Annotated in this window: 18 protein-coding genes; 14 read left to right on the top strand and 4 right to left on the bottom strand. The window is 36.5% G+C overall.

The window, feature by feature from the left end:
- Positions 1-21 precede the first annotated feature (21 nt).
- Both R2Q66_RS06110 and R2Q66_RS06105 read left to right on the top strand, forming a co-directional pair.
- The gene (locus R2Q66_RS06110) at positions 22-1,755 is read left to right on the top strand and encodes a HEPN domain-containing protein (protein ID WP_316747120.1); all 1,734 of its coding nucleotides are present in this window, start codon (positions 22-24) and stop codon (positions 1,753-1,755) included.
- Positions 1,756-1,829: 74 nt separating this feature from the next.
- The gene (locus R2Q66_RS06105) at positions 1,830-2,714 is read left to right on the top strand and encodes a nucleotidyltransferase domain-containing protein (RefSeq protein ID WP_316747119.1); all 885 of its coding nucleotides are present in this window, start codon (positions 1,830-1,832) and stop codon (positions 2,712-2,714) included.
- Here R2Q66_RS06105 and R2Q66_RS06100 read toward each other — a convergent pair.
- Positions 2,711-3,232, bottom strand: coding sequence for a hypothetical protein (locus R2Q66_RS06100; protein ID WP_316747118.1), 522 nt, complete (start codon positions 3,230-3,232; stop codon positions 2,711-2,713). The two genes, R2Q66_RS06105 and R2Q66_RS06100, sit on opposite strands and share 4 nt — an antisense overlap.
- Positions 3,233-3,692: 460 nt before the next feature.
- On the opposite strand from R2Q66_RS06100, the gene R2Q66_RS06095 reads away from it, so the two are divergent.
- The 3 genes from R2Q66_RS06095 to R2Q66_RS06085 are packed head-to-tail and all read left to right on the top strand — an operon-like array spanning position 3,693 to position 9,632.
- A complete protein-coding gene (locus R2Q66_RS06095; protein WP_316747116.1) occupies positions 3,693-5,075 on the top strand; it encodes a TlpA disulfide reductase family protein in 1,383 nt (460 codons plus the stop codon).
- Between the two features lie 13 nt (positions 5,076-5,088).
- A complete protein-coding gene (locus R2Q66_RS06090) occupies positions 5,089-8,262 on the top strand; it encodes a SusC/RagA family TonB-linked outer membrane protein (RefSeq protein ID WP_316747115.1) in 3,174 nt (1,057 codons plus the stop codon).
- Positions 8,263-8,273: 11 nt separating this feature from the next.
- Positions 8,274-9,632 (top strand): RagB/SusD family nutrient uptake outer membrane protein, encoded by a 1,359-nt coding sequence (locus R2Q66_RS06085; RefSeq protein ID WP_316747114.1) that lies wholly within the window; start codon positions 8,274-8,276, stop codon positions 9,630-9,632.
- 54 nt (positions 9,633-9,686) lie between these two features.
- Here R2Q66_RS06085 and R2Q66_RS06080 read toward each other — a convergent pair whose 3' ends face one another.
- From R2Q66_RS06080 to R2Q66_RS06070, 3 genes are all read right to left on the bottom strand, one after another.
- Entirely contained in the window at positions 9,687-9,995 is a 309-nt protein-coding gene (locus R2Q66_RS06080; RefSeq protein ID WP_316747113.1) for a hypothetical protein, read from the bottom strand.
- 135 nt (positions 9,996-10,130) lie between these two features.
- On the bottom strand, positions 10,131-10,601 hold the full coding sequence (locus R2Q66_RS06075; protein ID WP_316747112.1) for a MauE/DoxX family redox-associated membrane protein: 471 nt from the start codon (positions 10,599-10,601) through the stop codon (positions 10,131-10,133).
- 193 nt (positions 10,602-10,794) lie between these two features.
- Complete coding sequence (locus R2Q66_RS06070) at positions 10,795-11,364, bottom strand: hypothetical protein (protein ID WP_316747111.1); 570 nt, start codon at positions 11,362-11,364, stop codon at positions 10,795-10,797.
- Between the two features lie 280 nt (positions 11,365-11,644).
- Between R2Q66_RS06070 and R2Q66_RS06065 the strand changes: the two genes are divergently transcribed.
- The 9 genes from R2Q66_RS06065 to R2Q66_RS06025 all read left to right on the top strand — a co-directional run bounded on the left by R2Q66_RS06065 (position 11,645) and on the right by R2Q66_RS06025 (position 21,077).
- Positions 11,645-12,919, top strand: coding sequence for a hypothetical protein (locus R2Q66_RS06065; RefSeq protein ID WP_316747110.1), 1,275 nt, complete (start codon positions 11,645-11,647; stop codon positions 12,917-12,919).
- Between the two features lie 561 nt (positions 12,920-13,480).
- Positions 13,481-14,650: a hypothetical protein gene (locus R2Q66_RS06060; protein ID WP_316747109.1), complete on the top strand. Its 1,170-nt coding sequence runs from the start codon at positions 13,481-13,483 to the stop codon at positions 14,648-14,650.
- Between the two features lie 142 nt (positions 14,651-14,792).
- Positions 14,793-15,068, top strand: a complete 276-nt coding sequence (locus R2Q66_RS06055) for a hypothetical protein (protein WP_073233032.1) — start codon at positions 14,793-14,795, stop codon at positions 15,066-15,068.
- A gap of 334 nt (positions 15,069-15,402) precedes the next feature.
- The gene (locus tag R2Q66_RS06050; protein WP_316747108.1) at positions 15,403-15,678 is read left to right on the top strand and encodes a hypothetical protein; all 276 of its coding nucleotides are present in this window, start codon (positions 15,403-15,405) and stop codon (positions 15,676-15,678) included.
- A gap of 22 nt (positions 15,679-15,700) precedes the next feature.
- Entirely contained in the window at positions 15,701-16,501 is an 801-nt protein-coding gene (locus R2Q66_RS06045) for a hypothetical protein (RefSeq protein WP_316747107.1), read from the top strand.
- Positions 16,502-16,516: 15 nt separating this feature from the next.
- The gene (locus R2Q66_RS06040; protein WP_316747106.1) at positions 16,517-17,500 is read left to right on the top strand and encodes a toprim domain-containing protein; all 984 of its coding nucleotides are present in this window, start codon (positions 16,517-16,519) and stop codon (positions 17,498-17,500) included.
- Positions 17,501-18,258: 758 nt separating this feature from the next.
- Positions 18,259-19,299, top strand: coding sequence for a DNA (cytosine-5-)-methyltransferase (locus tag R2Q66_RS06035; RefSeq protein ID WP_316747105.1), 1,041 nt, complete (start codon positions 18,259-18,261; stop codon positions 19,297-19,299).
- Positions 19,300-19,308: 9 nt separating this feature from the next.
- The gene (mobC, locus tag R2Q66_RS06030) at positions 19,309-19,710 is read left to right on the top strand and encodes a plasmid mobilization relaxosome protein MobC (protein WP_068402283.1); all 402 of its coding nucleotides are present in this window, start codon (positions 19,309-19,311) and stop codon (positions 19,708-19,710) included.
- 2 nt (positions 19,711-19,712) lie between these two features.
- The gene (locus R2Q66_RS06025) at positions 19,713-21,077 is read left to right on the top strand and encodes a relaxase/mobilization nuclease domain-containing protein (RefSeq protein WP_316747104.1); all 1,365 of its coding nucleotides are present in this window, start codon (positions 19,713-19,715) and stop codon (positions 21,075-21,077) included.
- Positions 21,078-21,118 lie beyond the last annotated feature (41 nt).

Genomic DNA, 21,118 nt, shown 5'->3' with positions numbered 1-21,118 from the left:
CCTAAGCTATTCATTTAATTTATGGATGAGAACTATAAAATTATAAAAGAGAATGGCGATTTAATTGCCATAACAAGTAAGTTGATCAATATTGCTATGATTGAGCAGGTTTACGTAAAGATCAATGATACACTAACTGGTGACCGAAATTTGATAACTGTAATTGTCTCTAACATGTATACAAAGCATATCACTGAAATAATGCCTTTGGTAGATGCAATAATGCTGGATTACCCAGAATACAATTACCTGGTTAATCAACTTCTACATGTAAAGGAAGCCATAAAAAGAGGAAATCTATTCTTTTATGATGCTTGTAACCCTAAACGTCAATTTTATAACCGGCCAACTTGCAATAACATATTGTTTACCGAAGACTTAGACGTAGAAAAGATGTTGCAGGATGCCAAAAAATCATTTAAGCACGAATTAAAGAAAGTAAACGAATTTAAAGATACCGCCACAGCATGTATAGACAAAGGATATACTGCACTGGCCGCTTTTATGCTGCACCAGCAAATAGAATTGTCTTATAGGGCAATTGAAATTGCAACTATGGGAAAAGATAAGGTTACACACTCCATAAGATTACATCAAAAATATGTTTCGATATTTCACCAGGAATTATCAAATGTCTTTGATGTTAATAATGAATCAGACAACCGTTTGCTTGATCAATTGGACTCGGCATATTTAGAGGTCAGATACGAACACGGATTTGCGATCAATAAGGAAAAGCTGATGAAAATTAAGCACAAAGCAGACTTAATTAATGATGCAACATTGCAAATCTTTGAGCGTACACTTTTATCTGTAGAAAAAGAAATTAGCCTTACTGGTCAAATCCCCAATTTAGAAATACGACAAAGAACCGAATCCGAGTGTTTAACAACCGAATTGGTTACAACTGAATTAAATGCCGAATCTACCATTGACAAAATCAAAAACATTCCTGGTGTGCAATACATTATTTGTTTTGGAGAAAAGATATGCACTGTCGATAGGAATGAACTTCTCCTAGTCACAGAGCAAACTTGCAGAATAATAAAGAAATATGATCTGTTGATTATTACAGAAAATGATTTACAACAAGAGTTATATAATCTCCAGGGAATGAATAACTCGGAAGAGAACACCGATAAGTATTCCTTTGTTGTACTTTCAAAAAAGCAAGTCCAAAAAGGATTGGAAATGCATCAGCGTTTTCTGCTTGGCGCTTTAAAAAATGGATTGACACTTTTTTCCAATGGTGATGATCTTGCCGAACTCCTTGGAGAAATACAATACATTGAGCAATATACCCAAAACGAACTCGACCGCTTTTTGGTAGATTGGTATAACAGATACAGCAATGCCGAAAGCTTTATTGAATCTGCAAATGACTTGTCTAGTGGCGAATCTCTACCAGCGCAACTCTCCATGTTCAACCAAGGATTAGAACAGCTCTGTCTTGGCCTACTACAAGTTTTCATAGATTTTAAACCAAATAGAAACAGCCTTGGTCATTTGATGGATCTATGTTGTAGCTTCTTAAGTTTCCCAGACGAAATTTTTCCAAGAACAAATATTGAAGATTTAGAACTTTTCACGACACTTACGGATAGCTTCAATAAAGTGCGTTATACAGGTAACATTGATGCTTCGTCTAATGAATTAGGAATCATACTAAAACGGTGTAACTTATTTTTAGAAAAAGCCGATGAAGCTGCCAGGAAAAAAATCAAGGAGATGAAGGAGAAAAAATATGAGCTGTAACTTTTGGTCTACCAGTTTTAACTCCAAAAATGGGTCTTCTTTATTTTCTGTGACCAATTCTGTATCTTTATGGTATGAAAATAACTCTCCCGGATTTGCCAGAAGCTAAGATAAATGAGATTAATAGCATTGTAGAAGTTATTAAGGAATTTGTTAATCCAGACAAGATTATTCTTTATGGAAGCTATGTGAAAAATGCTTACGTCGAAGACGTTTACATAAAAGGCGGGATTAAGTACTACTATATTAGTGATTATGACTTAATCATAATCACTAATAAAACAAACGTTAAAGAGTTTGAACTGGAAAACGAGTTGGAAAAAAGGTTAAAAGTTAGACCAGATATTAACTTTTTCATGTATGACATAGACCATATTAATCAACTTTTGGAGAAGGGCGACTATTTTATGGTGCCTGTTTATAATGAGGGAATTTTATTATACGATTTAGGTGAAACAACTTTAAGAGAACCAAAGCCGATTTCGATGGCTCAAATGTTACAAAATTCAGTTGAGTATTATGACTATTGGCTTTTCAATGCAGAAGAGCATTATGCAAGCGCTCAGAACTCATTACAGAGAAACATTGAAAGGAATACTCGACAGAGTTTAACAGCCTGGAATTTGTTTAACACAATTGAGTCTTTGTACAGTACAATTTTGTTGGTGTTTACTGGGAATAAACCAAAGCTACATAACCTATTGAAATACAGAAGATCAGTAAAAGGTTATTCTGAAGAACTAGACCAAATATTTCCGACCAAATACCGTGATAGTTATGAACGAAATTTATTTGATCTATTAAATCGTGCTTACATTGGTGGTAAGTATAAAAAAGAATATGAGATTTCACTTCATGATGTTCAAGAGCTAAATCTGCGTATTGGTAAAATGATAGAAATTACAAAAAAAATGTGTCTGGAGCGAATTGAAAACTATCGCTCTGAGACTACTACTTAATTTAAATGGTATTTTGGTTTTTTCGGATTACCAGTATCTGTTTTAGTAAGCAGCCCTTGTTCTGATAAATTATTTAGAACTCTAGAAATATCGTTTGTTTTGTATTTTGTTTGATGTTGGTTATTTATAGCTTCCTTAATTTGAAACGCATAAACTGGTTCCTTAGCTGAAGAATTTAATAAATAATTTTCAACTAACAAAGTGGGACCTAACTCTTTGAAATTGAAAGTTGTTGAGAATCCTTTAGCTAGTAAATAGTTTTGAATGTTCTTTTGTAAGCTCTCCTTCGAAGGAAAATTTTTAGTTTCAGAGACGAGAGCCGCTTCGGTCACCCCAAAAAAGGCTGCAAAAGTTTCTAAATATGCGATTGTTATATTGGCCTCCCCACTACAAGCATTTCTAACATGCGAAAGTGATATATCAGTAGCTAATGCAATTTTTTCAAAAGATACGTTAGCAGATTTTTTTAAATAAAATAAATTATCCCCTACCTTTTCTATTATACCTCTTTTATGCATCGTCAACAAATAATGGAATATTTAAAACGCATTAAAGGTTATTTTAAAGAAAGTTTTGAGTATTGAGTAATATTCGTTATATTCGCGTTGTAACATCGTGTTAATGAGCATATTCTCGTTTCAAGGTTCTGAAAAACACTAGAAATTTGAGATATGTTAAATAAAATTCAACTAACACCCTTTTTGGGCGCAGGTACTCTTTTGTATCTACGAGTCGGTTTTTCAGAACTCAGAAATGAGCAAAAGAGACCTGCGCCGATATGGGTTTCTTTATATCCAGTGGTTCGAATCGAGCAATGCTGCTCAATTAAAAACCGCTATAAGCTTATAATCAAAGCACCTGACTAGGTAGTTAATAATAGCGGGTGGCGGCATCCTTAACCAGGGAGGATCGCAGTCACTTTGCTTTATATTTCTGATCAAACCTACCTAGTATTAAATCCTAAAATTAATCAAAAAAATGAACGATATACATCGTAAGGGACTGGTATTGCCTTTCCCTAAGACACAAACATATATACTTATTTGTCTATTTGCCCATATTGTTGGGTGTTATAATGTTAAAGCCCAGGATGATAAGGCTATTGATATTACAACAAAAGGTATTCAGATTGGCCAACAAGTTCCAGATATTAGAATTAATTATATTCATAATTACAAAACAAATTCTGCTAAGATTTCGGATTTCAAAGGCAAGTTTCTAATCATTGATTTTTGGGCAACCTGGTGTAGTCCCTGTGTTGCTATGATCCCTAAAATGGATACGCTTCAAAAACAATTTGGAAATAAAATACAATTCTTGTCGGTCACCTATCAAAGTGAGAAAGTAGCACTACCTTTTCTTTCAAAATTAGAACAGCAACAAAAGAAGCACTATAATTTACCTATTGTATTTGGAGATAAAAAATTGCATAAGTTGTTTCCTCATACAACTTTGCCACACTATGTCTGGATTAATCCAGATGGAGTAGTCAAAGCGATTACAGAAAGCAAGGAAATCGATAGTAAGAACATTGTGAAAATGCTTTTAGGAAACTCCCAAATGGCTAAAAAAAGTGACTTTAAAGTTGCTTATGATAATAATAAACCTTTCCTAATTAATGGTAATGGCGGAGACGGATCAAACCTGGTCTACCATTCAATACTAACAAAGTTTACAGAGGGAATTGCATCAACATATAGCCGTACATCTTTAAACAGTAATTCTCAGGGAAAGGTTAATTCAAAAAATACTTCGCTATTACAAATTTTCAGAATTGCCTATGGAGGATATAATAAGTACTACGGCCTAAGCAGGTGCATCTTAAATGTAGTAGATAGCACTTTGTTGGTTAGTGAAAAAAGAGGAATGGAATATCTTGACTGGTTAAAAAATGGAAATGGGTATTGTTATGAGTTAGTTGTTCCCCCAAATCTTTCATTAGGAATGTATGAAATAATGAAAAAAGATCTTAACAATTTATTTCCTGACTACACCACCAAAGCTGAAAAAAGAAAAGTAAAATGTATGGTTCTTAAAAGAACGTCAGCTGTTGATATGATAAAAACTAAGGGCGGACCGATAAGAATGGAGTTTTCTCCTCTAGGTTTCGAAATGAAAAACAGCCCCTTGACAGCTTTGACAGTGAGAATGGAGGTACAGTTTATGCAAAACTCTCCTTATCCAATTGTAGATGGCACCAATTATAACGATCCAGTAGACTTAAAGATTGATGCTAAACTTTCAGACCTCACGGAGTTAAACAAGAGCCTTTCTAAATATGACTTAAAGTTCGAAGTGGACGACTATATCACCGATGTACTCATTATAGAAGATAAGCAAAAATCAACCAAAACTAATTGATCTAAAAACTTTAATGATGAAAAAATATATACTCTTTGTAATATTGCTCGCTTTTATTAGGAATGTATCGGCTCAAACACCAATTGATGGAACTATCATATCATCAGTAGATAAAAGCCCTATTCCTGGAGCATCTATTCAAATTAAGGGGACTAGCAGAGTTGCCATTAGTAATAGTGAAGGGAAATTCTTCTTGAATGTTCGTACAAGCGATACAATAAAGGTTTCTTTCATAGGGTTTCAGTCCCAGCAAATAACACAACCATTTAAATCTCCTTTGCTAATTGAGATTGTTCCATCTGAAAATAATCTACAGGAAATCGTAGTTTCAACTGGTTATCAGGTTTTACCAAAGGAAAGGGCAACAGGCTCATTCGTTCAGATCGACAATAAACTAATCGATCGAAGTGTAAGTACGAACATAATTGACCGCTTAAAAGATGTGGTTCCTGGACTTTCTTTTAATAAGACAGGCAATAGTCAACTTAGTATTAGAGGACAAAGCACAATTTTTGGCAATGCAGAGCCACTAATTGTTATTGATAATTTTCCTTTTGATGGTAACCTACAGGATATCAATCCAAATGATGTGGAGAGTATCACTGTATTAAAAGACGCAGCGGCAGCTTCTATTTGGGGGGCAAGAGCAGGTAATGGTGTTATCGTAATAACTACCAAAAAAGGGAAACTCAACACTCCTGTAAAAATATCATTTAATTCAAATGTTACCATTGGTGTTATTCCTGATTTATACGCGAGAAAAACCTTGTCATCTTCAGATTACATTGATATCGAAAAACGTCTTTTTAATGAAGGTTTTTATAATGCTAATATAACAACCGGATTTCAACCCCTAACGCCCGTTGTCGAACTTCTTTTACAAAAACGAAATAATCCTTCATTAGGAACTCAAATTGCTGCAGAAATAGAAGCATTTAAGCAATATGACGTTCGAAGGGATTTAGAAAAATATCTATACCAGAACAGTGTTTACCAACAATATTCCCTCAGTTTGAGAGGTGGTGGAAATAATAATTCTTTTTTTGTATCAGGTGGATTGGACAGAAACAAAGAAAACTTAAGACGCAATGATTATAATAGAGTATCTATCAACGCAGGGAACTCCATTAATTTTTTTAATAACAAGTTGGAAATGCAGAATTCCCTGAACTTTATTTATAATAATACCAACAATAATAATGGAGGACCAAGCGATATAATTAACGGCACAATAGCAGGAAATGATATTTATCCTTATGCAAAACTAGCAGATGCAGAGGGTAATGCTTTGGCAATAGTTAAAAATTTCAGTGCTAATTTTATAAAATCAGCTAGTCAGAACGGTTTGTTGGATTGGAATTACAAGCCACTGGATGAAATAAATATTGCGGACAATACCATTAAACGGAGAAACATAAGGTTAAGCTCAGCCTTAAAGTATAACATCTTACAGGGATTGTCAGCATCAGTTCTTTACCAGTTCACAGATATTTCATCCACAGGAAAAGATTTCAGAAGCCAAGACAGTTATTTTACAAGGGATTTGATCAATCGCTACACCCAAACTACCGGAGGTAAAGTTATAAGACCGGTTCCGCTTGGTGGAATCTTAGATATGAACGACCAAAGTTCAATAAATCATACGCTAAGGGGTCAGATTGATTATGCCAAAGCATTCAATGCCCTTCATGAGGTCAATGCAATAGCAGGATACGAAATACGTGATACTAAAACTAACAACAGAATTTTTAGATATTACGGATATGATATAGAGCACGCAAATAATAGCGTGGTTGATTATGTAACTAATACATTTCCATTTTATTACGATAGTTCAAGAAAAGGGCAAATTCCTAATATTGATAATACTGGATTATTTAATGATCGTTTTCGTTCGTACTATGCAAATGCCTCTTATTCATACGACCGGAGGTATACTATTTCTGCCAGTGGGCGTATTGATCAAAGTAATCTTTTTGGGGTAAAAACAAATCAAAAAGGAGTTCCACTGTGGTCGGCAGGTGTTAGTTGGAACATAAACAACGAAAGTTTTTACACCAGTGAATTAATTCCGTTGCTTAAAATCAGGGCAACTTATGGTTATAACGGAAGCGTGAATAAATCTGTATCTGCTTTTACGACTGCTGCAATTTCTGGAGTTAATTTATATCAATTACCTTATGCAACTATTATTAACCCACCAAATCCTGAATTGAGATGGGAACGAGTTAAAATATTTAATACGGGACTTGATTTTTCAACAAAGGCCAATCGCATAAGTGGTACCTTGGAGTACTATAATAAAAAGGGTTTAGATCTCATTGGTGACACCCCCTTTCCGCCATCGTCGGGTATCAGTTTATTTAGAGGAAATGCAGCCTCCACGGCAACAAATGGAATTGATATAAATTTATCATCAAAAAATACTAGCGGACTTATTAAATGGAGTACCGATTTTTTCTATAGTCACGTTAATGAAAAGGTTAAAGACTATCCAGTAACACCAACCGCTAATAGTTATATACGTTCAGGGAGTATTTTGCCTTTATCAGGAAGGCCTTTGTTTTCATTTTACAGCTACGATTGGAAAGGCCTAAATCCTCAAACAGGCGACCCTCAGGGTATATTAAATGGAGAAATTAGCAATGATTATCTGGCGATCTTAAATGGAACTACTATTGAAAGTATGGTTTTTAGTGGAAGTTTACGACCAACAAACTTTGGTGCCTTACGCAATACATTTTCCGTTAAGGACTTCTCCCTAAGCTTTAATATTGGTTTTAAGTTTGGTCATTATTTCAGAAGAAATTCTGTAGCCTATGGGAACACCTATGGTTTAAATTCAAATAGCGGTGACTATGCAATAAGATGGGAAAATCCCGGTGATGAATCTAGTACCAACGTTCCATCAATACCTGTTGTAAGTAACGGCAATCGTGATGCATTTTATTCCTTTTCTACAATTCTAGTTGAAAAGGCAGATAACATCAGATTTCAAGATTTGCGGATAGATTACAATTTGTTAAAATCAAATAAAAACAGATATCCATTTAGTTCTGCCCTAATCTATTTATATGCTACTAATCTAGGTATCATCTGGAAAGCAACAGATATGGTTAAAGATCCTGAAAACCAATATGGCAATACGCCATTCACATTGGCGATAGGACTTAAAGTGGATTTTTAAAAAAATAAGTTATGAAAAAGATACATTTAATACTAATCCTACCACTATTTATGAATTTAATTTCATGCCAAAAGGATTTTTTAGAAATAAAGCCTGATCAAAAGTTGTTAGTGCCTACTACTTTAACAGATATGCAAGCGCTGCTGGATAATAGCAATATTGTAAACCGTGGTATTGGCTTAAATGCAGTAGCAGCAGATGACTATGAATTGAATAACGAAACACTTATGTCATTTATCTCTCCCGCAGAAAGAAATTCCTATACCTGGAAAAGTGACATCTTTGAAGGGGACATAAGTTCAGATTGGAATATTCCATATCAACAGGTTTTTTACGCAAATGTAGTTCTGGACGGATTAAAAAAAATTACAAGAAATAACACTAATGAAATTGAATATGATAGAATTAGAGGTAGTGCATTATTCATAAGAGCTTTTGCGTTCTATGAACTTGCACAACAGTTTGCACAACCGTATAATGATGCGACTGCTGCTTATAAGTTAGGAATACCGTTGAAACTTAGTTCAGACGTTAATGAACGGCCAGGCCGAGGGAAATTAAATGAATGCTATAAAAAAATTGTAAATGATTTAAATGAAGCATTCAACCTAGTACCAGTTAGACAAACTGTCCTGACAAGATCAGGAAAAATTGCGATTAAAGCTTTGTTGGCAAGAATATATAATTCAATGGGTAACCATAACCAAGCTTTAGAAGCATCAGACTATTGCATAATCCAATCACCTGGTTTAATGGATTTTAATAATTTAATTACTACAAGACCAAGACCAATAGCATCAGATAATGTTGAAATCCTTTATCATCGATTTATGCCAAGTTATTCTTTTGCGAGTTCTTTATCGCTGAATGTTAATCCTGAAATAATAAAAAGCTATCATGTCGATGATCTTAGAAGTTTAATTTTTTTACGTGACTATGGAAATGGCAATATTAACTTTAAAGGTACATATTCAAATACAGCGACTATTTTTTCAGGTCTAGCTACCGATGAAATGTTTTTAATCAGAGCAGAAAGTAAAGCTTGGAATAATGATTTAAATGGAGCTATGGATGATTTAAACTTGCTTCTTAAAACCAGATGGAGGACCGGGAAATATATACCTTACATTGCTTCTAATCAAAAGCAAGCACTAGATATAATTATAATGGAAAGAAGAAAAGAGCTTATAAGCAGAGGTACAAGATGGGCGGATTTGAGGCGATTAAACCAAAACAGCCTGCATGCAAAGACATTGGTTAGGCAGTTAAATAATCAAACTTTAACACTGTTACCACAAAGTTTAAAATATACTTTTCCCATCCCTCAAAATGAAATAGATGGAAGTGGAATTGAGCAAAATGAGAGGTAATTAATGAATTAAAGTTAAAGCCATTAATGACGTTAATGGCTTTAACTTTTTTGATTATTCAAGGGCAAAAGTTCCAAGAACGATATTTGATGGAATAGCTCCTGGGTTTGTATTTGGATTTACTTCAAACTCAGCAGAACAAGTGGTTTGGCTTTGGCTACATTTATAATCCCTGGTATTCAATTCATCAGATTGCTGTAAGCCAGTAATGTCTACCCATTGAGAGGTAGAAGGATTATAACCATATTTTTTTGTGGCCAAATTTTTCGATGGTGTAAAAGCCATTGTAGCAAATGCAATTAGTGTAATTGCTAATAATCCGAATATATTCACGCTCTTAAGCGCATTTTTAAATTTTTCCATAATGGTAATTATTGTTATTGCACCCTTATTTTTAGTGCAATAGGTTTTTTCTTTCAGACCACTTGGGCTTTAGGTCTTCGGGATGATTTATTAAGTTTTCATTTTGCAGATAAAGCCCTGCTTCTGCGGGATGATCTAAACACTGCTTTGTATGGAATCCTTTCTTTTTTTGAGGTTTAACAATCTGTTATATCCTGTCCAACCCTTGTCAATGGCAAGACCTATTGAGGCGAGTAATACAAAAAAGAGATTAAAAATTAGATGCACTCCGTAACTCATGTTTTTCAAAATGCCACCACAGCTACAAGGTACCCTGCCAAAAACACCGGTCATTACGATTGCTATATAAACTGTAAATAATGACAAGAGAATTAAAGATGCCCATAGGGCTTTTTTGCTTGTAACCTGGATAACGAGCAGAATGGCTAGGATCAATTCAACCGCAGGGATGATCCAAGCAAGAATGCCAGCTATCCACCCAGGAAATACCTGGTTCATCATTTCACCATGTGACTTTTCATAATCTGCCAATTTGCTCAGTGCTGCATAAGAAAACAGACAAGCTATGGTTATGGCAACGACTTTTATAACATCTTCCTTTTTCATATCTGAGTAGCTGAAGATGTAAAATTAGAAGACGATTGACCGTAAAACTATAGGCAAAAAAGAAAACTTTAGGATTATTTCTAACCTGTTTAGGGTTTGAAATCTAACTTCGATTTTGTGTGAAAATAAACAAAAATGGGTATAAACAAGGATTAAGACAACCCATGTAAAAACAGAAGAGAAAACATGAAATTTATTTAGCGAGTCTTTTTTTAACACTATAGTAATATTTTTTATCTATCCTGAGCATTTGAGCTAAGTGTTCATCAGTCATTACCTTTTCCAGTTCAGGATTATTTTTTTTAAAATATTCTAATCGGTTCTTCGCATTGGGAATGCGTAACATTAATTCTCTTTTACGGCCATCTAAAAGATTTTCCTCATAAATTTCTAAAAGCATCTTATAGAGGTTTTGATCGTCTTTAGCTAGTTTTTCTGCCCTCATAAGATTTAATACATAAGCTTGTGTATGTTTCAAAAACTCGATGGTTTCGGATGTGCCTTTTTGTGAAAGAAAGCCATTGCTTGGAATCAAAAATCCATTTTCGAGCATCCAAAGGGTATAACTTTCCTCCTTAACCTCAACTGATCCCCTAACCAGTCCACTTGAAATATAATATAGCATTGGTACAGACTGCCAGGTGCCATTCCCGAACATCCATCCCTTTTTAAATTCTGTTTTTATAAAGAGTGTCTTCAGGAGATCAACAGTTCTTTTTGTAGCCGTATTAAGAGATTCTAGTTTCGTTATTAGAGCATCCATGTTAAATTATCGTTAATTATTTGGCAAGTAACAAACATTTAATGAAAAAAACACATGACATAATTCTTATGGAAAAGTGTCACATTGTGAAAATATGTGGCTTCTTTATGAATTAGAAGGCTATTTTACCTGACAAAAATAAATTTTCAATTATTCCTCATTTTTGTGATATTTACTAATACAAAACTAAAGTCATTCCAAATATTTAAGGCATGTCTATAATTGGCTGGTTGAGTAAAGATGTCTAACGCTTAAGAAAACATTGTGAAAGGAAACTGTTTTGCAAAAATTAATCTCACAACTAAGAAATTTTACCGAAATTTTAGGTGAACTTAAAAACCTCGATTTTGCAAATGGCATTGATGAAAACCACGCGACATTATTAAGAAATAGTTGGAGCGCTTTTCGAGAAAGCCTTGAAGAGCAAATAGAAGAACACGATACATCCGATAAGCTCTCTATATTCATAAAGGGCCTGCAAAAGAATTTGACTACATTTTCAAACGATATTTTTGTTTTATTCAAAAAGAATGAAACGACTGATTGCGCTTCTCTGTTAAAAAGTATCAAACTATTTGGGGAGATTGGCCCCGAAACAATCGAGGTTTTAGATTTCCTCCAAAATATTCATTCAGAATATTTTAACTTCACTGCGGATATTCCACTTTGGAAAATACATAACAATGTAGGAGCACGAAGTCAAAGTAACCTGATCATTTGGAATTTACAGCAAGGCAATGTTGACTATAGCTTGATTGAAATTGTCACAGAGTACCTGGGGCTCCTTTACGATGCCAGTAACCCGAAAATAAAAGATTGGCATCAGTTTAACTATATGGTCATCCTTGCGAACGAATTAAATTCGCTGACCAATTTACCAAAGGAAGGAGATAATACTTTAAAACTTATAAAGTTGCTCATAGGATATGATTTCAACCCACTTGCATTTTATGAGTTTATGCTGGAATATTCGGCAAAAGTGGCATCCCAAAACATGCCTTATGAAGATCAGGAGTTAGAGCTGCTTGCATTACTGAAAACTATTGAGAATATTCGACCTGAATGCAAACATGGCTATAATAAAGATGTAATGCCAATTGGCCAATCGATAAGCGGCTCTATCAGGAGGGAATTGGAAACTATAGAACGTATGAGAGCTGTTCATTTTCCCAATTACCAAAACACAAAGAATGGCCTAATTCCCAACTTTTATTTTGAAATTAATGCAACACTGGAAGAGCTTTTCTTCCTGATCAGGATAATGCTTGAATCGCATGTTATCAAAACCAAGTTTAAATCTAACCTCTACACATTTACGGAAAGACATATTAGAACTGCGCGAACAAAAAAACCATCACCGCAGTATATGAGAAATATCTTTGGCCCAAAAAATGACGTTCCTGCACGTATCGTAAAAAGAATACGCTTCTCGCTAGTATTACTTATAAATTTTATTGATACAAATTTCAAGGATCAGCTTAAAGTATGGCCATTGGGATTTATGGCTATTTCGTTTCAAGAAGATCTAATAAACCTTTGCTCTTTAGTAGCCTAACCAACTCGTTGAACCAGTCATAGCAGAAGTGATCCATTTTCAGAACTTTTCCCCATCCTAAATCAGTTATTTCTTTAATTGTATAAAAACCCATCTGCTTGGATTTTTCCTTGAAATAATCACTTACTTCAAGTCCGCTTATTGGCAGATTTATAAATTCTTTATTGTCGTACATAATTAAAAAAGCGTGGGCAATTAGATGTATTCGTACAAGTGGCCCGACTAAGAACCTATACACAAGAAAAGATAACCGCCACGCTATGATGTGATTGATCAGTCCATTCATCTCCCTTGTGTTTTTTGTATAGTCGCTTTCTTGTACCAAGGTTAAATAGCTGTCGCTAATATTTTTGTTTGTAATTTCTGTTACATCATATTGCTAATGTAAGTATACTGTTTCAGAAAAAAAACACCAAATAATGTCAGGTAAATACTGGGTTAAAATGGCCTATATCATACATTATAGGCTAATATGACACATTTAGCATGTCACCTAGTACACTTTTTTTATATAGTTGAGGTTTTCAACTTGGGAGAAATTAACATCTAAAACCCTGTACTATGAATTTGACATTTAAAATCTTCCAATGGGTGGATGAAGTCTTACATCCCAAAGCATTAATTAATAATGAAATCAACCAAGAAGACCTTTTAAAATTAGAAAGTGGCTTTTTAGATCAGCTGAAAAATTATACAGAGCAGGCTTTTATTGGAACAACATTATCGCGAAGGCATACTACTATACAACTTAGGCAATTGGTAAACCTCAGCAATACAATTTACGGTTACCTTATCTGTTTAACATCAGGGAGTAAACGCAAAAAAACATCTTCGGAATTAAGATTAATTTACTTGCATCTACTTAATGCTTTGGAAAAAACCATTGCTGCTGTGTCGCAATCCGAACCAAAAGTGGGCTCAAAAATGCCCCTTACGCGTTACAACTATTCAGGTTTGAAAATGGAAATTAAAACAGTTGTCATAAATTGTTTAAACATTTTAAAACGATCCCCAATCGAAAAAAAATTGTACCATTTGATTGAAAGGGAATTTCTTCTATTTATAAACAAAAAAGAAATTAATCAATATGAAGTAGATTATATCTGGAACCTGATTAGACAAATTGCTAATCTTGAATTAGCAGATACTTCAGAACTGATTGATATATTATTTATAAATGAATTTAACACCAGAAGTTTTTTTGATTTCTACAGCAATGATCTAAATTCTAGGCTCAATGATATCCCAAATCTGCACGACCAACTGTTAACTATCATTGCTGAACAAGATAGGTTTAACGGATTGGCTGGACGTAAAATAAAAATGTTCCCCTGTCATGTTTCAACCGAAGATCATTTCAAAACCTTATTGTCTAATAAAGAACGACATCTTAAACAACTCATCGATTTACGGAGGGTAATTAATCAGGATGAGCAGTTTTCTAAATCGAACCATCGTTTGAAAATATTTTTATCTGTTGCTCAACTTGGACTATTTATCCGTTTGTTCGTTGAAAAGGGACTTTTGGCTAAAGAGAATATTGGAGACCAGTTTACTTTTTTTGCTTCCCATTTTTCAACACCGCAAGCTCCGTTTATATCGGCGGAAAGCCTCAGAAAAAAATCTACCGATGTAGAGTTTGCGACAGCACAAAAACTAAAAGCACATCTGATCGGGATGCTCAATTGGCTCAACGAAAATTATAACCTATCTAATTTTAAAGGTTCTTAAAAGGCATTTTATAATTAAATGATAACAATTCCCAGACAGGGGGTGACCGTTTTTCAGTCACCCCCTGTCCCTGTTTTAGCCCCCCTCTAAATTCTTGCTTTGTCTCGGAAATGATAGTTAAACCAACATTAAAGGAACTCTTATGAAGCTGAAAGACCTGGTTAACCTGTTAAAAAATGCTACCGAGCAAGGCGCTTCAAAAGCCCTTTTGCAGAGCGGACAATTACAGGGCCAGCTCAGCAAGGCCGAAGCTTATAGACTTTTTGGCCGCGGTAATGTGGATCGTTGGATCAGCGAAAAACTGATCGGCCCAATCCATTCAGAAAGATCTTCCCGAAAATACTTGGACCGAAAAAAACTGGAAGCAATAGCTGCATCCAGCAACCGGATCACCTACCTGCCTGTGGCAGAGCGGTAAACTTCTTCACTTCCGAAAGGTCTTTGACGTACAGGGATGAAGCATTAACCCGCCTAAGAACGGGGAATTTTGCGAAAGTGAGGTTAGGTATTCGTTGTTTTTTTCTGGCAAACATGACCAGAGAAAATGGCGGATCAAGCACCAATCTGAAAGCGCATTGGCAGGCCGAGGAAATTATCGTGTATAATTCCCAAGAGGCCCGTGTCGTAGGACACGACGCTAGTAGTCCCGATTTATCAAACCGGCAAAGCGAATTACAACGGGTTCGTTCCCCGTTGCCGGTTCTCTTAGGGATATTTCATGCCCTTTTCTATCGCTCATAAACTCTCTATTTATGAATATTCTATTAACTGATCACCAGCTCGGCATTCTTTTACGAGATGCCGCTGAAATGGGCGCCAAGCTCGCCCTTGCCAGAACCGGAAAAATTAAGCCTTATATCAATAAGTCTGAGGCATACCGGATTTATGGAAGGAAGAACATTGAACATTGGATTGATCAGGGACTACTTACCCGCAGAAAGGACGGCAGTTATTCGGCCGTCTGGCGTATCGACCGTATCGAAGCCGAAACAATTCGAAAATCGCTTGATGCTCTGCTCTATATCTGAAACCATTCCAATCAATAAAACTATGAAAACTTCATTTTTAAATGCAGGTTCCATTAAGGACCAGGTGACTCTAAGCAGGCTCATAGCTCGCCTTGGCTACAAACCAACCAAAAGCAATGGCGATGAACAATTGTATCTTAATGTATTAAGAACTGACGAAGCCAAACCTACATTTCTTGTAAACACCCAATTGGATGTATGGTACGACCGTTTAACAAAGAAAAGCGGTGATATTATAGATTTTGGTATGGCCTATTGGCCAGAACTTAATTCGTACCAAATAACAGAGAAGATTAACCAACTATTCACAACGTACTCGCTACTGTCTGTTACAGCTAATTCGAAGCCAGTTGGTAGAAAAAGACGGGCGATTAAAATCCCATTTTATCACATTCAGGAAACAAAACCAGTCGGCTGCAATACTGAAATAACAGACTATTTGAAATCAGAAGGTCTATGGGAGATGGCCATCGGCCATCTTAAAGAAGTTTATTATTATGTCGTGGATGAAAAACACCGACGTAAGGATTTTTTCGCCGCTGGCTGGCAAAATGAAAATGGAGGATGGGAAGTGATCAGCAAGAATTTTTCCGGCAGCCTCGGTCGCAAAGGCATAACCTTTATACCCGGCAAAGAAAACAGTCTGGCACTGTTTGATGATTATCTTAATTATCTCAGCTGGAAATATACAAACAAGTTACCTGGTCCCAGCATATTGATTTTGAACTCTCCAGAGTTTTCAAATGCTGCAAAAAAACGGGCTGAAAAATTCGAGAATGTAGTTCTTATTATGAACGAAAGTTTTAAAGCAAACAATCCCTAACCAATTTTTATTGTCATGCCAAATTATATCGATGTTGCCACATTGAAAGATATTTCTATTGTGGATTTTTTGGCTCGCCTGGGTCACCATCCAGTCAGAAAGACCGGGAAAGAACACTTTTATCATAGTATGCTGAGAGAAACCAAAAAGGACACACCATCATTTACCGTATGGGATGTAGGAAACTGCTGGAAAGACTGGGGGGGTGCAAATGCAACTGGTATTTTTAAGGGTGGCATTGTACAGCTGGGTACGGCATATTGGCCAGATCTGTCCTTTGTCGAAGTATTGAATAAGATACAGCAAGTTTGCGACATGGATACTGCATTAATTCCTGAATACGTTCCTCCCAAAATTTATCCAAAAGACCCAGAAAAAGGAACTTACGAATGGGGTTTGACCGACGTCCGGGAGTTGGGTAGCAATTACGTTCTTACCCAATATCTTCATTCCAGGGGGCTGTTTGAAATAGCTAAAAGTCAGCAGGTGAAAGAAGTTTATTACAATCGTATAAATAATCCCGAAAATACCTCTTCTTACTATGCTGTAGGTTGGCAGAACGAACATGGTGCTTGGGAGTTTGGCAATGCAAAGGGCTTTAAAAGTACCATAGGTCAAAAAGGTATCTCACTAATCCAAGGCAATCCAGATCATGTTGCAGTTTTCGAAGGGTATATGGACTATTTAAGTTGGCAGTTACTGCACCCGAATTTAAAACCCACAATTATTGTCCTGAACGCGATTACGATGCTAGGTTATGCCATTGATCGAATTAAGAATTTCCATACTGTAGATGTGTATTTTGATAACGATGATCCTGGCCGAAATTGCGCCCAATTACTAAAGAAAGAAATACCCCATTCGGTTGACCGTTCATTTGAGTATGCAGGCTATAAGGATTATAACGAGAAGTTAAAGGATGACCTCAATAGTTCCAAATGCTTAGTTGAATGTACTCCAGTTGAAAACGTAAATTTTAGTATGGGACGGAAACGCTGACTATTTCCAGTTAAGTTATCTATATATACAAAAATAAACATATCCACTTATTGGGATAGCTGTTTATCTATCTATCTGTTCACTCCTTTATCTAACATTATGGATATGCAATTATTCCTAAAGACAGCTATATATTTACCTGTGTATCCACCTATATGGTTTACCATATATATAGCTAAACAAATATATATTTATCTACCTATCTTGATTTACACCTATCCCTTTGTATGTTTATTTATCTATCTGTATATACGGAAAGTTTATAAATAGCGAATCAGTTCCCCTCAGTATATAGACGTATAGGTTGATCTATTCGTATATCCTTATAAGCTTCTAAATCAATATATCGTAATACTTGGTACTATCAATGCCTTTCCATTATGGAATTACCTCCACATTTCATTGCATTCGTCCCAATTTTCATCGAAATGGTATAACTGCCTTTTTTTGTTTGTTATTGGGCAAGTTGTGTTTTTGTCCGTACAGCCCGCCTTCGGCTGGTCTGTGGACAAAAACGAACTTGCCTTAAGCTGCCTAACCCCGTTGGGGAAAGGCAGTTAAGGAAGAAAAAAGGTCGCAACTCCCTTTTTTTCCGGCAAAGCGTTCATACCACCGCACTAAGACAATCGCCCAAATCCAATTTCTAACCCTAAATATTTAGCCTATGCTGTTAAGCAATTCTATCATGACGAAGGTCGTCAGGGCTTCACCGTGCCCACTTCTCCCAACGCTTAGCCACAAATTTAAAGAAGCCGCTTATGTTTAGACACGGCAGCCTTTTTAGTGGAATCGGCGGTTTTGATATCGCCGCTACATGGCTTGGATGGCAGAATGTTTTTTCCTGCGAAAGGAATCCTTTTTGCCAGACCATTTTAAAACATTACTGGCCAAACACCCATCATTATGACGACATCTTTCAATTCAGCGCAGCTCAGTATAGAGGACACATTGACATCATCTCCGGGGGATTTCCCTGCCAGCCATTCAGTCAGGCCGGAAAGCGAAAGGGCAAAGCGGATGACCGTTATCTCTTCCCAGAGGCTTGCAGAATTATTAAAGAATCACGACCCAAGTGGATTGTTCTTGAAAACGTTGCTGGCCTCTTCAGCATTCTCGAACCAGACAGTCTTTCTGAAATGGAAATTAAAGCGGTTGAGCTTTTTTGTCAGGACAGTAATCAGCAAGCGGACAGTACCATTGTCAGACTCCAGCGAAGAGTTATCGGAAGCATTATTTCAGAAATCAGCGCAGCAGGATATGTATTACCGCAGCTTAAAGATGGCACACCAGTCGTTTGTTGTATTCCGGCTGCTGCCCTTAACGCCCCGCACCAGAGAGACCGGGTCTGGTTTGTTGCCCACACCAACAGCTACAGAGATCAGCAATATGGGAGTTACACTGGCGCAGGTAAAAGAAGGCAGACAATTGGCGAACCGCAAAAACGCGAAGGGAAACGGAGGTCAAGTATCTTTGACAGATTTTCTGGTCTACTACACACTTCAAACCCAATCGAAACGGTACAAACAGAAACCGGGGAATTTGCCAGCCTCGATATTGGAACGCCTGATCCGAATTTTACCCACCGCAGCACAGATTGGCAACACCAAATTCCCAGCTGGGAGGCATGGCCAGTTGAACCCCCGTTTTGTGGCGGCGATGATGGGCTTCCCAGCGAATTGGACGGAATTACCTTTTCAGCATGGAGAGCCGAAAGTGTAAAAGCTTACGGTAATGCAATTGTACCACAAGTCGCACTAGAAATATTTCGCGCTATCCAGTCCATTGAGCAAAAGCCTTAATTATTAACTATGGGGAACAGCAAGAAGCCTACTGACAAGGGGTTTGTACTTAAAACCCGCCGTTTTGAATTAAGATTAAGCGAGCAGGAATTGCAGCAACTCATAGAGTTAGAAAAATCACTAGGTATCAGTCGTGCCGATATAGTTCGCATTCGGGTACTACAAAATGCAACCAAAATGCTTGTGAACAGTAAAGAACTGATGAAACAACTGGATGACATCGGAACAGAACTTGGCCGATCAGGTAATAATATAAATCAATTAGCCAGGCACGCTAATATACTTCACAAACAGGGCATGCTAAGTCAAAGTATTTCTACTGAATTTAATAGTCTTTTAGGCAAATACATCCACGTACAGCAGGAGCTCGAAAAAAGTATTCGCCAAGTTATCCGCTTAATGAAAGGTTAACCATGATTGTAAAAATCCTTCTGCCCTCTGCTACGTTTAGAGGCGTAAGTTACAACACAACCAAAATAGAAAACGACAAAGGAGAATTGATGAAGGTGGAAAATTTCGGTGCCTTGCAAGCCTTGGAACATCTCAAACCAAAAGATTATATTAATTACCTCGAAGCTCGATCGAAAACAAGCGCAAGGATTAAATTTCCGCAGTTCCACGCGGTCATTTCCTGTAAAGGAAAATCACATAGCAAGGAACAACTCACTGAAATCGCTACTGCTTGGTTAAAAGGGATGGGTTATGAAAACCAGCCTTACTTATTGGTCTTTCATAGAGATACCGACAATAATCATATTCATATTGTCTCTACCCGCATAGATGAAAATGGAAAAAAGATAAATGACAGCTACGAAAAAATCCGCGCTTACCAGGTTTTAAATCAAGTAATGGGACTCGATGAAAAAGAGACAGTAAACAAAGACCTGGAAAAGGCAATGAGTTACAATTTTTCAACCCGTCCCCAGTTTATGATGCTATTAGAATGCCAAGGTTACTCCCTGAAATTGACGGGAGGGCAATATCAGCTTTTTAAGTATGGTAAGTTGCAGGGAAACATTGATGTTTCTGAAGTTGATGCTAAGATTAGTCTTTACAATCAAAACATCGATCGCTTAGCACAGCTAAGAGCAATAACTGAAAAATACCGAATAAGTCATAGTCCAGTTGCTGTTCCATTAACAACACCACTCCCCGGAGGCAATACAGCCAAACCTACAGGATATACTTCAGAGCTCGCAGAAGTACTTTCTTCAAAGTTTGGTTTACAGATCCTTTATCATGGAAAGCCGGGATTGCCTCCTTACGGTTACACTGTAATAGACCATTCAAGAACGACCGTTTACAAAGGTGGCGAACTGATGCCCATTGCCGAATTTATTAAGCCATCAAGCGATCTTCAACAAGACAATGAGTCACCTGTCGAAAATGAAACTGTCAAACAGGATAATTCTGATTCCAATGTCATCACAGATCAGTCAGCAGAGGATTCAAATTATACCGATATAACTTTAACTTTTGAAAGTGAAACGGTCAAACTGGGAGATTCCGATTTTTATGTTGCACCAGATCAGTCAGTCGGGGATTTTATTAATAATGATATAACCCCAACCCTACAAAGCGAAACGGTCAAACAAGATGATACCGATTCTTCTATTCCCCCAGACAAGTCTTCAGAGGTTTCAGGATTTACAGAAGAACCAACTCCTACAACCTGGTTCCCGGAAATCAATTTGGATATTGCCGATGACATCGACGATGAAGCTATACTCGGTCGTAACAGGCAGCGTAAACGCAAAGCCAGAACCAATACCCGATAACTTAAAGCGACCTGGTTCTTTAACCTTTCTAAAATAACACC

It is taken from the genome of Pedobacter gandavensis (assembly GCF_032677645.1).
Lineage (GTDB): Bacteria > Bacteroidota > Bacteroidia > Sphingobacteriales > Sphingobacteriaceae > Pedobacter > Pedobacter gandavensis_A.
Note: the sequence above shows the minus strand (reverse complement) of the source record. Positions and strands in the feature narration are given on the sequence as shown.

Bases quoted from the DNA above. Each gene is read 5' to 3' on its own strand.
- R2Q66_RS06060 (WP_316747109.1), top strand. From the start codon at position 13,481: ATGAATTTGACATTTAAAATCTTCCAATGGGTGGATGAAGTCTTACAT.
- R2Q66_RS06080 (WP_316747113.1), bottom strand. From the start codon at position 9,995: ATGGAAAAATTTAAAAATGCGCTTAAGAGCGTGAATATATTCGGATTA.
- R2Q66_RS06095 (WP_316747116.1), top strand. From the start codon at position 3,693: ATGAACGATATACATCGTAAGGGACTGGTATTGCCTTTCCCTAAGACA.
- R2Q66_RS06040 (WP_316747106.1), top strand. From the start codon at position 16,517: ATGCCAAATTATATCGATGTTGCCACATTGAAAGATATTTCTATTGTG.
- R2Q66_RS06085 (WP_316747114.1), top strand. From the start codon at position 8,274: ATGAAAAAGATACATTTAATACTAATCCTACCACTATTTATGAATTTA.
- R2Q66_RS06050 (WP_316747108.1), top strand. From the start codon at position 15,403: ATGAATATTCTATTAACTGATCACCAGCTCGGCATTCTTTTACGAGAT.
- R2Q66_RS06075 (WP_316747112.1), bottom strand. From the start codon at position 10,601: ATGAAAAAGGAAGATGTTATAAAAGTCGTTGCCATAACCATAGCTTGT.
- R2Q66_RS06035 (WP_316747105.1), top strand. From the start codon at position 18,259: ATGTTTAGACACGGCAGCCTTTTTAGTGGAATCGGCGGTTTTGATATC.
- R2Q66_RS06100 (WP_316747118.1), bottom strand. From the start codon at position 3,232: ATGCATAAAAGAGGTATAATAGAAAAGGTAGGGGATAATTTATTTTAT.
- mobC (WP_068402283.1), top strand. From the start codon at position 19,309: ATGGGGAACAGCAAGAAGCCTACTGACAAGGGGTTTGTACTTAAAACC.
- R2Q66_RS06070 (WP_316747111.1), bottom strand. From the start codon at position 11,364: ATGGATGCTCTAATAACGAAACTAGAATCTCTTAATACGGCTACAAAA.
- R2Q66_RS06105 (WP_316747119.1), top strand. From the start codon at position 1,830: ATGAAAATAACTCTCCCGGATTTGCCAGAAGCTAAGATAAATGAGATT.
- R2Q66_RS06110 (WP_316747120.1), top strand. From the start codon at position 22: ATGGATGAGAACTATAAAATTATAAAAGAGAATGGCGATTTAATTGCC.
- R2Q66_RS06055 (WP_073233032.1), top strand. From the start codon at position 14,793: ATGAAGCTGAAAGACCTGGTTAACCTGTTAAAAAATGCTACCGAGCAA.
- R2Q66_RS06045 (WP_316747107.1), top strand. From the start codon at position 15,701: ATGAAAACTTCATTTTTAAATGCAGGTTCCATTAAGGACCAGGTGACT.
- R2Q66_RS06025 (WP_316747104.1), top strand. From the start codon at position 19,713: ATGATTGTAAAAATCCTTCTGCCCTCTGCTACGTTTAGAGGCGTAAGT.
- R2Q66_RS06090 (WP_316747115.1), top strand. From the start codon at position 5,089: ATGATGAAAAAATATATACTCTTTGTAATATTGCTCGCTTTTATTAGG.